Raw genomic sequence first — 15787 nt, 5'->3', positions numbered from 1 at the left:
GATTTAATCTGGACAGACTTTTGCATGCACATTCGGGACATGACCCGGAGAGGGTTCTTGGTCATGTGGCGGACCTGTGCTAGTTTTGCCTGATTACAGGATCATTACTCCTATACAGACGGAACTGTGTTGGTACGCTGGACCACTCCGGCCAAATTTACTGACGCCCTCTGGCGCCGATCTGGAAAAACATACGTGACACCGCCCGCACTGGAAGTCCGCAATCTGCACAAACGTTTTGGCGACCTTGAAGTGCTCAAGGGCGTTGATCTGGTCGCCCATGATGGCGCCGTCATCTCGATTCTCGGCTCCTCCGGTTCGGGTAAAAGTACGCTGCTGCGTTGTATCAATCTTCTGGAAAATCCCAACGAAGGTCAGATCATCGTTGCCGGCGAAGAAATGAAACTCAAGCCCGGCCGCGATGGCGCGCTGGTTTCGGCGGATAATAAACAGATCAATCGACTGCGTGCACGGGTCGGCTTTGTATTTCAGAGCTTTAATCTCTGGCCGCACATGAGCATTCTGGACAATATTATCGAGGCGCCTCGCCGCGTTCTGGGCCAGCCCAAGGCAGACGCTATCGCCGCGGCCGAACTGTTTCTGGAAAAGGTCGGTATTGCCGACAAGCGGCACTCCTTTCCTGCGCAGTTGTCTGGCGGGCAGCAGCAGCGCGCTGCCATTGCCCGAACTCTGGCGATGCAGCCTCGAGTCATTCTGTTTGACGAGCCCACCTCGGCACTGGACCCGGAAATGGTGCAGGAAGTGCTTTCCGTGATCCGGGCGCTGGCCGACGAGGGTCGTACTATGCTGTTGGTAACTCACGAGATGGGCTTTGCCCGACAGGTGTCGAGTGAGGTGGTGTTTCTGCACAAGGGGCAGGTCGAGGAAATCGGCACTCCTGAGCAGGTGTTCGAACATTCGAAATCAGAACGCTGCAGACAATTCATGTCCAGCCACAAGTAAGGAGCCGTACCCATGAAAAGCTATAAGAAGGTTCTGTTGGCGGTTACTGCCGCCATGGTATTCAGTGCCCCGGCCCTGGCAGACAAACTGCGCATCGGTACCGAAGGTGCTTATCCTCCATTCAACATGATCGACAGCAGTGGTGAAGTGACCGGTTTCGATCTCGACATCGCCAAGGCGCTGTGCGAGCGGATGGGCGCTGAGTGCAGCGTGGTTATTTCCGATTGGGATGGCATCATCCCAGCTCTGAATACCCGTCGCTTCGACTTCCTGGTGGCCTCCATGTCGATCACCGAAGAGCGCGAGCAGGCCGTGGACTTCACCATGCCCTACTACACCAACAAACTGCAGTTTGTTGCGCCGAAGAAGTCCGAGTTCGGCGTGGATGAAGAGAGCCTCGACGGCAAGACCATTGGTGCCCAGCGCGCAACTATCGCGGGCCAGTGGCTCGAAGAAAACATGGGCGACGTAGTCGATATTCGCCTGTATGACACCCAGGAAAATGCTTACCTGGACATGAACGCCGGTCGTATCGATGGCGTGCTGGCTGACGCCTTCGTGCAGTACGAGTGGCTGCAAAGCGAAGCTGGCGAAAACTTCGAGTTCAAGGGTGAGCCGGTATTCAGCAACGACAAGATCGGTATCGCTGTGCGCAAGGGTGATCCACTGCGTGAGCGTCTGAACGAAGCCCTGCAGGAAATCGTTGACGACGGCACCTATGCCGAAATCAACGCCAAGTACTTCCCCTTCAGCATTTATTGACCTGACTGGCCGGGCCCCTCGGGGCCCGGAACTGATACCCGCCCATGTTTGAATTACACGGTTTTGGTCCGGCCCTGATTGAAGGGACCTGGATGACCATCCGCCTGTCCCTCGCATCCGTTGCACTCGGGTTGCTGCTCGGACTGCTGGGTGCTAGTGCGAAAATATCCGATAACACGCTGGTGCGAGGTGTAGGCGGATTTTACACATCAGTGGTGCGCGGTATCCCGGAAACACTCTGGGTGTTGCTGGCCTATTACGGTACCACCTCCATTTTCAATTACCTGGGCAGCTTTTTCGGCAACCCCTACCTGACGCTGAGCCCGTTCATTGCCGGCACCCTGGCCCTCGGTCTGTGCTTTGGTGCCTATGCTACCGAGGTATTCCGGGGCGCCTTGCTGGCCATTCCAAGCGGCCAGAAAGAGGCTGGACTGGCCCTGGGTATGTCGCGAACCCGAATCTTCTGGCGTATTACTCTGCCCCAGTTGTGGCGCGTCGCGTTGCCAGGCCTGGGTAATCTGTATCTGATTCTGCTCAAGGACACCGCTCTGGTATCGCTGATCAGTCTGGAAGAAATCATGCGCAAGGCGCAGTTTGCCGCCAATGCCACCAAGGAGCCCTTCACCTTCTACTTCATGGCCGCACTCATTTATCTTGGGTTGACGGTGATTATCATGGCTGCACTGCATGTGTTCGAGCGGCGAGCCAACCGGGGTTTTGTGAGGACTGAACTGTGAGCTGGGCTGAACGCTGGGAAATGATCGCGCGATTCCTGCCAGACTTGCTCGAAGGCACCTTGATGACCCTGGAGCTGGTAGGAATTGCCGTGGTCGTCGGCCTGATCCTCGCCATTCCGCTAGGTATCGCCCGTGCATCGCGCCATTGGTACGTGCGCGCGCTACCCTATACCTACGTGTTCTTTTTTCGCGGTACGCCGCTGTTACTGCAGCTGTTTCTGGTCTACTACGGACTCTCGCAGTTCGAGGCCGTACGCGAGAGCATGTTCTGGCCCTATCTGCGCGAACCCTACTGGTGCGCGCTGATCACCATGACCATGCACACGGCTGCCTACATCGCGGAGATCCTGCGCGGTGCCATTCAGTCGGTACCCGGGGGAGAAGTGGAGGCGGCTCGTGCCCTGGGCATGTCCCGGCGGCAGGCGTTGCAGTACATCATTCTGCCGCGTGCCATTCGCATCGGTCTGCCTGCCTACGGCAACGAAGTGATCCTGATGCTCAAGGCCAGTGCGGTGGTCTATACCATCACCCTGATGGACATCATGGGCGTGGTGCGCGGCATCAACGCCCGGACCTATCAGTTCGAGCTGTTTTTTCTGGTAGCTGGCCTGATTTACCTGGTGATCACTGTGGTTTTCACTCAGCTATTCAAGCTGGTAGAGCGCTGGCTCAAGGTTGAGGCCAGCCGCAAACGCTGAGGCAAACAATGAATTTTGCCGAGCGCTTCCAGCAACTGGATGCCTGGCTCGTTGAGCATCAACAGCTTTGGCGAGCCAAACCCTTTACCGAGCACCAGTGCTCCTGGGAAAACCAATGGCCCGAGCTTGCCATCTGGCTACGCAGGCGCAGCCTGGAGCAGGCTGAACAGGCGCATACCCAGCTTCATCTGCTCGATGCACCCGCGCCCTTTGGTAATTTGGCGCGAGCAGGTATCGCCCTGACGCGGTTGCCTGACTGGTCTTCACAGCGGCACGACGAGCTTCCTGAACCGCTGTACCGTCACATCCCCGGACGCAAATGGCAGCAGATATCCCGCTTTGCCCAGGCAAGCCAGGCTCGTTGGCAACAGCCAGCCAGCCACTGGGTTGACTGGTGCGCGGGGAAGGGCCATCTGGGTCGCGTGCTTGCCTGGAAGACGGGGCATCCTCTGTTGTGTCTGGAGCACAATGAACAGCTCAACCGCGATGGTGAAAAGCTCAGTGAGCAATTTCACCTTAGCGCTCGGCATCAGGATGCAGACGTTCTCAGCCCAGCGACCTGGCATCATCTGGCACCCGAGCAAAGCCTTGTGGCGCTGCACGCCTGTGGGCAGTTACATATGACGCTACTGCAGCAGGCAGCAGCCAGCAGATGCGTTCAGGTGGCGCTGGCGCCCTGCTGCTATAACCGCATCGAGGGGCCGGAGTATCAGCCCTTGTCAGACACAGCCAGAATTGCGCAGTTAAAACTCAGCAAAGACGATCTTGGTCTGCCGATGCAGGAGAGTGTTACTGCAGGCCAGCGGGCGCGCCGCCTGCGGGATTGCTCCATGGCATGGCGTCTGGCATTTGATCTGTGGCAGCGCGAAGCGCGGAACTCGGACCAGTATCTGCCTACCCCCTCGCGTCCGGAAAGCGCCACTAATAACGGTATTGCGTCTTTCTGCCGTGAGCTGGCCAACTATCACCAGCTGGATTTGCCAGAGCCTGACAGTTGGCCGGAGATGGAGCGGCGCGGCTGGCAACGGCTTGCCGAGGTGCGCAATCTCGAGCTTGTGCGCGGACTCTTTCGCAGGCCGTTGGAGATGTGGTTGCTCCTGGACCGGGCCCTGTTCATGCAAGAGGCGGGCTACCGTGTCGAGATCGGCCTGTTCTGCCCATCGGAGCTGACGCCGCGCAATTTTCTACTGATTGCGGAAAGACCTTGCGCACAAGTCATCACCAGTCTGTGAACGGCTTGCACACAGACTTATCCACAGATGCGCGGTCTGGTAACTTATCCCCGGCGTCTGTGCATAACAATGTTGATGACTTATTAGTATCTCCCTGAAAGCCACACAGAATGCGGCTTTCAGCTATCTGATCAAAAATGAATCAAAGTGGATAACCGAGAAGAAACAAGAGGTTAAGGCCTCTTTGTCAAGTGCTGCTATAGATTTCATGCACAAGCTGGCCAACCCTATGAATAACCCCTGAAACCAGGAAATTTCACTCCAAGGGCCTCTCACGTCTTTACACAGCACACAGCCTAGATATAATGCACCCCGCGCCGGTATAGCTCAGCTGGTAGAGCAACTGACTTGTAATCAGTAGGTCCCGAGTTCGACTCTTGGTGCCGGCACCATATAAATCAGGGGCTGCAGCGATGCTGCAGTTTTTGACACCGCATTCAGATGTTCCCGAGGTACATTTTCAGTACAGTCGTACTGATCGCCACCTCGGAGAACGGCATGGCAACACTCGTTAAAACCCCCTCTGGTACCTGGAAAGCCCTCATCCGCAAAAACGGATGGCCTACTACCTCGAAGACCTTTCGTACAAAACGTGATGCCCTTGACTGGTCCCGGCGGGTCGAGGATGAAATGGTGCGCGGCGTTTATATTCAGCGCACAGCCTCGGAACGAACGACGCTCGAACAGGCTCTCAAACGTTACCTCTCGGAAGTCAGCCCCACCAAAGCCCCTAAAACCCTTATTAGCGAGCAAGGCAGCGCGAAGAACCTCGTTCGTAGGCTTGGGGGCTATTCCTTAGCAGCCCTGTCTGCAGAACTGATCTCTGGCTACCGGGATCAGCGTCTAAATGAGGCAACGCGGCGCAATACACCTGTTAGCAACAATTCGGTTCGCCTTGAGCTGGCGTTGCTCAGTCACATGTTCAACGTCTGCATCAGAGAGTGGGGTGTCGGGCTTCCGTTCAATCCGGTCTTGAATGTCCGAAAGCCTGCGGCGGGAAGGGGGAGGGATAGACGTCTGACGCCTGACGAGGAGCGTCGTCTTTATGCTGCCGTTGACGCTCATTCGAACCCATTTCTCGGCTACATCGTCCGGGTTGCTATCGAGACGGGGATGCGGTCCTCCGAAATCACTAATCTCCGAAGATCGCAGGTAGATATCCGACGCCGAATCATCACATTAAGCGCCACCAAGAACGGCGAGCGTCGCGTGGTACCGCTCAGTAAAGCCGCGACTGCGGTTTTCAGCCGGGCGCTCGACCATCCATATCGACCTATCGACACTGATCTGATTTTTTTTGGGGAGCCGGGCGCAAACGGCCGCAGACGTTCTTATGCCTTCAATAAGACATGGCAACAGATTAGAAACCGACTGGGAATGCGTGACCTGCGCTTTCACGACCTGAGACACGAGGCGGTTAGCCGCTTAGTAGAGGTTGGGCTCTCGGATCAAGAGGTGTCTGCCATTAGCGGCCATAAGTCGATGCAAATGGTTAAAAGGTACACCCACCTGCGGGCGGAAGACCTCGTGGAGCGTATTGATTTGCTGCGCAAGCAGCGGCAAATCTAGAGAAATACAGCCATCTTTCGCATGCGAAAGATTTTATTTTGAGTTTTTTGCGAGGGGGCCCCAAAAAGGGCCGAAAAAGGGGCACCTCTTCGCACTATTAGTGAAACCCATAGAATATTGGAGTTTCACATGGTTGACCCTAGTAACCGCGAGCATGCTGCGGAAAAAATCGAAAAAAACCTGATCGCGACTTACGGCATGATGCTTAGTCGCGAACAGCTCGCAGATTTGCTCGATCGTCGTATTGGCGGACTGAACTGGGAGCTTGCTCGGGAAGAGTCTCAGCTTCGACGAGAGCTCGGTCCGTCGATGGTCCGATTTGGCCGTCGCGTCTATTACAGTGCGCCTGAGCTTGCTCTAATTCTGGCTGCTCGGCTGGGCCGTGATTGATGGAGCAAGAACAAACTTCTGCTGATGATGACGAGACCATGTCAAGCGGATTGGGGTTGAGCGGTCCCAAGTTAAAGCGCATGGATCGCGCTATCGATCAAATGCTTGCTATCGAAAACCAAACTGCTCAGGAGGCGGGAGAAATTGGCTTTTTAGCGAAAACCTTACTGCAGGCTAACCTACCACATAGTAAAAATTCCGACAGTTCCTGGACTCGTATCAATGGAAATTTAACTTTTCATGTTACGAGTCAACCGGCAGTAGGTTTACCCTATGGGAGATATCCCCGGCTGCTCTTGGTTTGGATAACCACCGAGGCCGTGCGCAACGCGGCTAAATTAGCGCGTGGCCAAATTACGAATTCCGAAGCTCGGCTGCTAAGTTTGGGCGCTTCTTTAAAGCGGTTTATGGCTGATCTGGGGCTTAGGGCTACAGGTGGGAAAAGTGGATCGATATACCCATTTCGCGACCAAATGGACAGGCTATTCAATGCTACGGTGACGGTCAGCGTAACTAAAATTCAAGGAGAGACCGGGTCGGTTGTTATCAGCTTGGGGCCTTTGCGCGTAGTAGATAGGTTCGAATTGTGGCCTAAGACCTTCGATAGCACAAAGGACTCATACATAGAGCTTTCATCGGGATTTTACGAGCTCGTTACCAGTAAAGCGGTGCCCATCGATAAACGTTTTATACGGCATTTAAAATCATCGATGTCGTTTGACGTCTACTGCTGGGCGACTTACAGAGTTAGCTATTTATCCAAGTGGACTGAAATACCATGGTCCGATTTGAAGAGCCAAATAGGAGCGGGTTACCCAGATACCGTCCAGGGGCGCAGTGATTTTCAAAAAAACTTCAGAAAAGCGCTTCATGCCGTGAAGTTGCTGTGGCCGCAACTAAAGGCGACACCCACCAAAAAGGGGCTGACTCTTAAGCCCTGTGCACCTCAAGTACCTCGACGCGTCTCAGAACCAACCTAAGCTACCCAGCTGACGCAGTCGCTAAGCTGCCAATTTATCCACGCATATTTACTCCCGCATATCCGCACATGACTGCTCCATTTAAATGAATATTTACTCCTTTTTCACGCATATTTACTCCTTCTGACCTTCGTCAAAGGCTTTAAGAACGGGCCTTTCAGAGGTATTCCTGTTGAGCCTGTAACTTCTCCTGTAAAAAAGATCTTCCTCTACGCGAAGAAGCGACTTTCCGTAGGACACAAAAAAACCGCCCCTGGAGGCGGTTTTTCACTTTTATCACCCTCAGTCGAAGGTTTCTCCTCCAGCATACTCGGCGTACATGTACACCGTAGATTGCGTTATCTCTGCTGCGTCCGTGAGGGATAGGTTGAGTTGGTTATTGTACGTCTTCAGTTCGGCCCAAAGCTCTCTCTCGGGTAGGGGCGGGAGGTTTCTGATGTGCTCAATCTCCCTACCCTGCTCATCGCACTTGATAACGGCATGTGGATTCCGCGCATCATCACTATTAACCAAGCAATAACCCTTGCGATTGAAGGGCTCTACCCCAGTAACTGTCTCAACAATGCTGTTGTACATAGGCTTGTGCGAGGCACCGTTGAAGTAAATCGGTGAATCACTCAGGGCGGAGAAAGTCACAAGCCAGAGGGTCAGCTTGAAGGAAAACCTCCCTGTATGATCAGCGAAGGTCACCACGATAGGGGTGTGGTTATGATGACAGTAACTGATGTCGTTGGGGTCTAGCGGCTCTCTGTACTCGGTGTGCTCGTCGACAGCCCTGCTAAAGCCAATGGTGAGGAATCTGGGCTTCTGAGCTAACACAGGGGTAGGCCTTGTGTAGCTGGTAACCCCAAACCCATCGGGGTCCAAGGATTGGGCGATCAGGTAATCACGAACCACCAATGGCATTTTCCAAGGCGCGGCACGCCCATGTGCCAGAAACGTCATTGGTGTTTGGCCAGGAACCTCCAACAAGGCGATCGCTGCCGCAGTTTCCTCAGGGATCGTCTCTGGAAGGCCAGCACTTGCCGCATTCCAATGACGGTAGCCCAGCAAGTGGCTGAGTTTTTCTTGATGTGTAGATAGTTTGCTGCTTTGACCAAGGGCTTTGGTCGTCGAATGCAGGATTTTGGCTAGTTCAAGGACTTGCTTGCGAGATAGGCACATACGGGGCTTCCTCAGATCTGGTTTGCATCTGCTCCCCCGTTCCAGACGATTCAAAGATCGTAGGATTGACCCAATGTATGGTTTAACGCGATCCGCTGACGCGGACAGGGGAAGGCATTCACCGCGGCGTAAATTGCGCTGGGGAAGGGCAGGGGCTCCCGGAACCTGCCTTCAGGTTATGTCCTACCCGACGAAGATGCAACTGGGTTACTGCACCATCGAGATGGCTTGCTGAATAATCGGCGCAACCGTCGCCTCAGAGATACCGCGCTCCTGACAGTATTTCGAGCTAAGCCAGGACGTTACATGAGTTTGCCACTTGGATGCGTCAGATACTTGGAATGCTTCTGGATTGGCCGATGACCTGAAAGAAGAGTGTGCTGATTTTTGTATAATCAGGTGGGTTTTAGCTGATCTCAGGCTAATGCGACAGGCTCAAAGCGTCCAAAAGCCGACATTAGCAACCCTTTGGGGCATAACGGAGGGTAAACAAACACTTTTCAGAGCCGGCAATCCATAAGATGAGGAAAATCAAGTGAGTCAGCATAGGATCATAATAGTTAATTTTCATCTGAACTGACCCGAATTACTCGCGCAAGTTTAGGGTTTTTAGAGTGCCCACCCTATGCACCTTTAGTAATGGGTTATGAAAGCGAACACAAGCGCCGCAACGGTAGCACCTATCGCGACGACACCGTAGACGTACCCAAGAAGTACAGAGACAAAAGATCCCTCGAGCTTTGCCATAACCAACTGTCCCGCTTGTTGCAGCATCAGTGATAGCAGCAGACCTACCGGGTAAAATCCAGAAAGTTCGTGGGTTGCGAGAGTCGGAAGCGTGAGGACAGCAGCACTAGCTAAAAAGATTGGTAACATGGCCGCGATAAGGAACCCCGGGCCAACCGCCACGTTCCTCGTTCTCGACATCAGAAGCCCAGTGATCACACCTGCGCTAGCACCCAAAGATAAGAAGCCAAATGCAGTCACGAAAATTTCCCAAAATTCGATTTTTTGACTTCAAAGTACACCCAAATGCCAGGCACCTTGACCGAGGCGAACGAAATTATCAGACTGGATCCGCCAAGTCACCATCGTTGACTATCTGCCTAGGACTTTCCCCCAGATGACGATACGCCCGCTGAAAAAAGGCAAAGATTCTGCTTCTCTGAGACATGATCGCTCTCAAGCGGAAATCATCACGGAGGTGGTTCAAGATGCCTCGAACGTATCATTGCTGGCCTGCTTGGATGGGCTGTTGGCGGATGAGGATCTGCTAGCTGATACTGCTAGACGCTCCCACAGGCACCAGCTTGGCTTTTGGAAGTACGTGCTGATGGTAGATGACGAAGGGAGAGCCCTTCGTATGCATCTCTGGGACCGTGATCACTACGTGCTGGAGGACATTCACTCACACTGCGCTGATTTTACGTCCCGCATAGTATTCGGGAGGCTGACAGAGAATGCTTTTAATCTGGTCGAGGGTAGTAGTTTAGCAAGCTTTCTATATCGTTTTGATGAGGGCGTCGGACATAGTGTGGCTGTGCCAAACGGTCATGTAGAGGGATCGCTCCGCTCGAGCCGGGTTCTGGGGCCAAATGAAGTGTATTCGAAGACAGCGCAGGAATTACATAATGTGAGCGATGTCGAAGTTGGTACGGTTACCGTGTCCGCATGGTTTCAGCGCTCGCACGATGCGCTGGTATTGAAGGGCGCCAATGCTTGCGCAGAGGATTGCGTGGCTACCATCGGGATCGAAATAGGGGAACTCCGTTTGGTCCTAGAAGAAATCAGAAAAAGGATTTCCGCGAAATGATTCTTCCAAATACAGTCATTAAGAATCTCTCTCCTAGTGCCGGTGGCGGCTTGATTCACCCGTTTAGTGATGAGCAGCTTCGGCCGAGCTCTTATGATTTGACCGTCGGCGACGAATATTACATCGAAGAAGGTAATGGTGCCCTTACTGTTGAGACCCAAAACCTGAAAAAAAAACAGACGTTGATTATCCCACCTCATGCTATTTGTTTTTTGCTCGCCGCCGAAACCATAAATTTGCCAGCTGACGTTACAGCAAAAGTATCTTTGCGCATGACTCATATATACGCCGGCATGATGCTGACTACGCAGCCGCCTTTTGACCCAGGTTATTCAGGTAAAGTCATCGTCATGCTTCATAATTTTTCCTCGTCTCCTGTATGCATAAAATCCGGGGAGCGGATAGCGACAATCGAATTTATGCGGCTCGAATCTGGTGTTACTAATCTAAGGGCACATCGATCAGTCAATAATCTTGTCGAGCAACTTAGGCAGCCTCTGATCAGTAGCTTGCGTCAGATAGCAAACTCTTCCAAAGACGCGCAAGACAAGGTTGCTTGGCTTAGCGGGCAAATGGTTATATTTGCCGCCCTCATTGTCGCGATACTAGCGATTCCGGGACTTCTTTCCTACAACGCATTATTTGACCGTCTAGGGGATCAGACGCAACGGTCCAACAACATGGACGTGGCCTTGGATCAATATCGAGAAGAACTCCGGCTGAATAAGCTCGAAACGGAAAAACTTAGAGTCCAGATGACTCAGCTGCAGTCACGATCATCTTCCGTTGCATCTTCACCCGAGGCAGAGAAATCTATTACGGGCGAAACACCCTGATGACTTCAATGAGTGATCTTGGGGAAAAGGCCTTCCTCCGATCGTTGTTGCCGAGCCTCAAGGTCGACCCCTCTTTTGTGAATGGTTTCGGGCACGACGCTAGTATCCTAGACATAGGACTAGAGCAATTATTAGCGTGTAAAATCGACCGTGCTCCGTTTCCGGTGGCAATCGGACGCGGAGTCGGTTGCTATAGGGTATGGGGTCGTTTAGCGGTTGCCGCCAATGTCAGTGATCTGCTCGCTGTCGGCGCAGAGCCAAGGGCTATGATGCTTTCGTTGGTTGTTCCGGGAAACTTCGAGGCTGATGCCGCTCGGGAAATCGTAATGGGCTGTGAAGAATCATGCATTTCCCACAGAATCGCCTTTGTTGGCGGCGATACCAAGGAGGGGACGTCTCCGCAGGTGGTTGGTGCTGCTTGGGGTACGGTCATCCGAGGGGCTGGTTTCGGTCGAGAGGCAGCAAAACCTGGTGACTTTCTGTTCATAGCTGGGCGGCTGGGTGCATTTGCAAGCAGTCTTGCATTAATGGATTCGCAGGATGGTGTCTCTGGATATCCTAAAAGTTGGATTGATGCACTCGTGTCCCCCATGGCCAGAATCAATGAGGGGCGCTACATGCGCGAGTCTTGCAAAGTCGTAGCCGCCTGCGATTTAAGTGATGGACTAGCCGACGCTATTCGCATCTTTTGTGCGGATGGGGCTGGAATTACTCTCTCTGAGCCCAACTTGCCTATGAATCCCTTAGCTAAAACCGCCTCTGAAAAGCTCCGAGTTCCACTCTGGCGGTTCGCGTTTGGCGTAGGGGACTGGGCGATTGCATTCGTTGTTCGGGAATCGGATGTAGAGACGTTTAGAGCAGGAATACCCGATGGCATGGAGCTAACCCAAGCAGGTCGCTTCGACGGTTCGGGAGATATCTTGGTTAAAGATCGAGCGGGTCGGATCCAGAAGCCGCCAGAGCTAATTAACGAGCACTTCCGACGTCGCGCGGAAGATGATGACAACCACTATTTGCGAGCGCTAACTAGGAAACGATAGGCAGCCTCTCGCTATGACTAGGACCCCATATCCATCTGCAGCTAGGCCACGTTCAGAGCTTGAAAGTTGCTGACGTTTTTGTACTGCGCTGTCGTAGCGTTGAGCAAGCGAATTTGCTCGGTAGTTTCAAACGGCACAGCTCGCAGGGTAACTGGGGTCACATGAAAATTAACCCTTGTTTGCGAAGCTCGCTTTCTTCCTAAATTTAACCGTTTCGATAGACGGCTTTGAACGTCCGCTTCTGGCCAATTGCTTACTCTAGAAAGGGACTGCATTCGGCCAAAAGTGGACGTTCGCTATGGCTAGCCGTGCGGCACCGTTGTCCGAGAGTCTCAAAGCGCAGATCATTCACCTCCGCTACCTAGTTTTACGTTCGCAAGCTACTCCAACCCGTCTGCGACATCATTGCTCCATAGTTTTTCCAGATCGACGTCCTCGCTTGCGGGCTGCTTGCTACCTGGTAGCCGATCAACCTGGATCACCATTGGCAGTTCAAAGGCGGTGCCAGTGACCACGCAACACCCTTGTGAGAGTCCAGGAATGAGACTGCGTGATAGCGCGTCCAGCGTAGAGATCGTGTTGTCGACCAAGTACAGGTCGCGGTCATTTACCAGGCGGTGAATAAAGAAATTATGAATTTGCGAGACGATTGTGGGCGATATGTCTGCTGGGCGCTGGCTAGCGATAGTGATGAACATCCCGAACTTACGTCCCTCTTTAATGATTTCCTCGAATTGCTCAAGCCGATAATCTCTCCAGGTTTCGCTTTCTCTAGCCGATTGAGCGGACAAAATGTTGTGAGCTTCGTCGATGATAAGATGAACTGTTCGGTCCGGCGGATTGGCAACCGTGTCCTTGTGATCGTTGTAATAATGCTTTGCGAACAGCAACGGTAAAACCTTCTTGACCTCATTATTGCAGCGGCGCATGGAAATCACGGTCAGCAAGCGCTCCTCTGCCGGCACATCTGATACGCACAATACTTTACGTAGATTGGCGAGCGAGGATTCGACGCGCTTAAGAAGCGGCTGAATGTGCTCGAACTGGACGTATCCAGCATTCAGGTCGGAGATCAGCTGTAAGTTGACGCGTAATACCAGCTGGTCGAATACGTCGAGGCCATCGGCACTGAGCGTTTCCACTGTGGGACCTACGTGCAACGCGTATTGCGCGCCATCGGTTCCGATGAATGCTCTGTTGTACATGAAGCGGCCACCAGTCCGATGCCAAGTGATGTTTGCCAACATCTCCTGGACCTGCTGGTTTTCCATTAGCTTCGCGACCGTTCGCATCAGATCTAGCGTCGCCGGCTTGACCTCTCCGGCACAAAACGCAATCTTGAAAGCCCACTTCGTATAGTTCTCAAGCGAGCCAGGGATCGCTCCATAGCGTTCCCAGCCTGCGATGACACGGTTGAGAAAGGGCTTTTGTGTGTTGGGCGTGGCTTGAAAAAGCAGGGCCATAGTTTCCAGCTGCCAGAACTCCTGCACGGACAGCGGAAAGCGGGATGAAGGGTCATCCAAATCAGGGTTAGTCAGCGTGGACAGCGTGTAGACAGCCTTGTGATCTGCCGCCGCGAGCTGCTCGCCTCCATACTCACCGTTGAAGTCAAGAATAATGAAGCGGCTCTTGCCTGTAATCAGAGGAAGCTTCTGATCGAAAAGAACAGTATATAACTTCGCTAGCGTATTAGATTTGCCACTTCCGGTATTACCGAAGATACCGATATGGCTATTGAAGAGGCGCTTCCATGGCAACCCAATTGCTATCTCCTCTTTGAGCATGGTGCCGATCCTGAAATCGCTTTCTATTTTGCGGTCAAAGATGGATCTGATTTTTTCTTCAGAAAGCAGATAGGCCGCATCCTGGATCATTGGCAAATACTTTATGCCCTGAGTGAAGCCCGCGCTGTCGAAGTATCCGATAGGCCTCGCTTCTACCTTCCGCACAAATGTTTGCCGGCCGTCATGCAGCTCAGTACGGCCTTCATCCAAGAACTCTCCCTCCACCATGCAAACGATATCGCGAAAGCCGCGCTGGATAGACAGGTACTCGCGGATTGAGACTCCCTTGTATTTCTCGCCCTCATAGAACAGCGTTTCCTTGCTCGACTGCTCATCGATCTTTAAAACCAGTTTGGTACCGTGAACTGCTATTACCTCCCCAACCCGAATGCTCATGCCGGGTCCTCAACATTGGGCGCTGAAGCCAGGAGAGTATCCGGTTTAGGAGCCGCTGCGCTTGGCCAAGCCAAGACCTGCTCATTGAATGCGGTAAAGTCCATCTCTCCATCTTGCAACATCAGGCACTCGACGTTGCGGTGTAACTTGAACCTGGCTTCCATTACGGCGTGTTCTGCCGCGCTGTAGCAGCAGACAAAGACCTTCAGGCCGGGGTTGGAAAGAGACCGCATTACTAAACTGAGGATGTGCTCGTCAGCAAAAGAGAAGCCGAAGGTGACGAGGACGGCGTTGGGCTTTTCAAGCTCGTAGCTGAGCAGCCGCAGCATCTGATAATAGTGTTCCTCGTATACCGTCTCGTGGAACTTCCATTTGGTAGGGTTGACGATAGGGATCTGCTCATAAGCTGCCCAGAACGCTTCCAGTTCTGGATCGGAAAAATCCGTGCCTGGCACGTCGGCAAGGGTCGATGCCGGATTGTTAAGTGCCTCCGAAAATGGCTTTAACAATTCCATCGCATCGTTATCCAGCAGGCTCTCGCGGCGAGACAGGTCATAGTCAACTTGGATCTTGGAGTCCTGCTTGCTCCAATAGATGGACCCATGCAAGTGGATCAGATTGATCTGGGGGATACTGCTCTGATAACGACCGAAGACGCCTGCCTGACAAAGGTAAGACCCAAAGTTTCGGGCCTGTAGGATGCGCTGCGTGAACCCCCGCGTTCCATCATTCAGCACGAAATCAATGTTGCCCTCCTTAATAAGCGCGTCAGCCACGAGAGGGAAACAGCCGTCGTAGTTCGTTGTGAACACATTGCAGCGGCGATCCAGCGCTTTGCGGCGCTTCACCATCTCAAGTGCCGTAGTTAGGAACGTGCGGTAGTTTCTGATAACGGTGGCGCCGGGCTCTTCGGCTAGCGCCTGCTCTAGGTTGAGGCGCTCTGCGGGACGTATGCAACTGGCGTAGTAGTGCATGAACAATGGGACGAGACGCTTGTCTTCGTCATGTTCAAATTTGGTAGCTAGTTCTTCGAGTGTATAGCGAGACTTACCATCACCGGCCTGAACCTGCAGCTGGAGGGTTGGAAGCAGCCCGAACGATGCGCCTGATCCGAATAGAAAATTGATGTCTTGGTTGTAGATGTCGCCGATAGAGATCATAGGCCGTCTTCCCTGACTAATCAGTTAAAGGACTTAGTGGTGCAATTAGAGAATACAGAGCACCGCGGGCAAAGTGCAGCAATAAAGGACCGGGCTGGCTTCCAGGCGGAAAAGGCCGGCGACTTATGGGAAAGTGAAACATTCAACTGCGGTGGCCGAAACGCTTGTGGGAGATGTGGCGCGTAACGATCATCTACCCCCTGTCGTAGCAGGATAAAGGGATGCTAGACTCCTGATGGGATCTAGCATCCCTACCTTGCACC

The 15787-nt window shown here is 53.1% G+C and carries 14 protein-coding genes and 1 tRNA gene; 12 read left to right on the top strand and 3 right to left on the bottom strand.

Features of this window, described 5'->3' with window-relative positions:
- Positions 1-195 precede the first annotated feature (195 nt).
- The 9 genes from FZF01_RS00760 to FZF01_RS00720 all read left to right on the top strand — a co-directional run bounded on the left by FZF01_RS00760 (position 196) and on the right by FZF01_RS00720 (position 7331).
- The gene (locus FZF01_RS00760; RefSeq protein WP_150276195.1) at positions 196-963 is read left to right on the top strand and encodes an ABC transporter ATP-binding protein; all 768 of its coding nucleotides are present in this window, start codon (positions 196-198) and stop codon (positions 961-963) included.
- A 12-nt stretch (positions 964-975) separates the two neighbouring features.
- Positions 976-1725 (top strand): ABC transporter substrate-binding protein, encoded by a 750-nt coding sequence (locus FZF01_RS00755; protein WP_150276194.1) that lies wholly within the window; start codon positions 976-978, stop codon positions 1723-1725.
- A 44-nt stretch (positions 1726-1769) separates the two neighbouring features.
- Positions 1770-2462, top strand: coding sequence for an ABC transporter permease (locus FZF01_RS00750; RefSeq protein WP_150276193.1), 693 nt, complete (start codon positions 1770-1772; stop codon positions 2460-2462).
- A 20-nt stretch (positions 2463-2482) separates the two neighbouring features.
- Positions 2483-3160 carry an ABC transporter permease gene (locus FZF01_RS00745; RefSeq protein ID WP_150276697.1) on the top strand — a complete coding sequence of 226 codons (678 nt, stop codon included), beginning with the start codon at positions 2483-2485 and terminating at the stop codon, positions 3158-3160.
- Between the two features lie 8 nt (positions 3161-3168).
- On the top strand, positions 3169-4392 hold the full coding sequence (locus FZF01_RS00740; protein ID WP_150276192.1) for a methyltransferase: 1224 nt from the start codon (positions 3169-3171) through the stop codon (positions 4390-4392).
- A 316-nt stretch (positions 4393-4708) separates the two neighbouring features.
- Positions 4709-4784 (top strand) — tRNA-Thr (locus FZF01_RS00735).
- Positions 4785-4890: 106 nt separating this feature from the next.
- Positions 4891-5961: a tyrosine-type recombinase/integrase gene (locus FZF01_RS00730; protein ID WP_150276191.1), complete on the top strand. Its 1071-nt coding sequence runs from the start codon at positions 4891-4893 to the stop codon at positions 5959-5961.
- A gap of 129 nt (positions 5962-6090) precedes the next feature.
- The gene (locus tag FZF01_RS00725) at positions 6091-6351 is read left to right on the top strand and encodes a hypothetical protein (RefSeq protein ID WP_150276190.1); all 261 of its coding nucleotides are present in this window, start codon (positions 6091-6093) and stop codon (positions 6349-6351) included.
- Positions 6351-7331 (top strand): replication protein RepA, encoded by a 981-nt coding sequence (locus FZF01_RS00720; RefSeq protein ID WP_150276189.1) that lies wholly within the window; start codon positions 6351-6353, stop codon positions 7329-7331. The genes FZF01_RS00725 and FZF01_RS00720 overlap by 1 nt, the downstream gene beginning before the upstream one ends.
- A 282-nt stretch (positions 7332-7613) precedes the next feature.
- Here the strand turns inward: FZF01_RS00720 and FZF01_RS00715 are convergent, their stop codons facing one another.
- Positions 7614-8495, bottom strand: coding sequence for a hypothetical protein (locus FZF01_RS00715; RefSeq protein WP_150276188.1), 882 nt, complete (start codon positions 8493-8495; stop codon positions 7614-7616).
- A 1123-nt stretch (positions 8496-9618) separates the two neighbouring features.
- Between FZF01_RS00715 and FZF01_RS19365 the strand changes: the two genes are divergently transcribed.
- The 3 genes from FZF01_RS19365 to FZF01_RS00705 are packed head-to-tail and all read left to right on the top strand — an operon-like array spanning position 9619 to position 12184.
- The gene (locus tag FZF01_RS19365; RefSeq protein WP_188434327.1) at positions 9619-10308 is read left to right on the top strand and encodes a hypothetical protein; all 690 of its coding nucleotides are present in this window, start codon (positions 9619-9621) and stop codon (positions 10306-10308) included.
- A complete protein-coding gene (locus FZF01_RS00710; protein WP_188434326.1) occupies positions 10305-11144 on the top strand; it encodes a dCTP deaminase in 840 nt (279 codons plus the stop codon). Before FZF01_RS19365 ends, FZF01_RS00710 begins: the two co-directional genes overlap by 4 nt.
- A gap of 8 nt (positions 11145-11152) precedes the next feature.
- Positions 11153-12184: a thiamine-phosphate kinase gene (locus FZF01_RS00705; protein WP_188434325.1), complete on the top strand. Its 1032-nt coding sequence runs from the start codon at positions 11153-11155 to the stop codon at positions 12182-12184.
- 380 nt (positions 12185-12564) lie between these two features.
- Here the strand turns inward: FZF01_RS00705 and FZF01_RS00700 are convergent, their stop codons facing one another.
- Positions 12565-14364 carry an ATP-binding protein gene (locus FZF01_RS00700; protein ID WP_150276185.1) on the bottom strand — a complete coding sequence of 600 codons (1800 nt, stop codon included), beginning with the start codon at positions 14362-14364 and terminating at the stop codon, positions 12565-12567.
- On the bottom strand, positions 14361-15524 hold the full coding sequence (locus tag FZF01_RS00695) for an SIR2 family protein (protein ID WP_150276184.1): 1164 nt from the start codon (positions 15522-15524) through the stop codon (positions 14361-14363). Before FZF01_RS00695 ends, FZF01_RS00700 begins: the two co-directional genes overlap by 4 nt.
- Positions 15525-15787 lie beyond the last annotated feature (263 nt).

The sequence above is a fragment of the Halopseudomonas salina genome (assembly GCF_008641105.1).
This window is presented reverse-complemented; position numbering and strand designations above follow the sequence as displayed.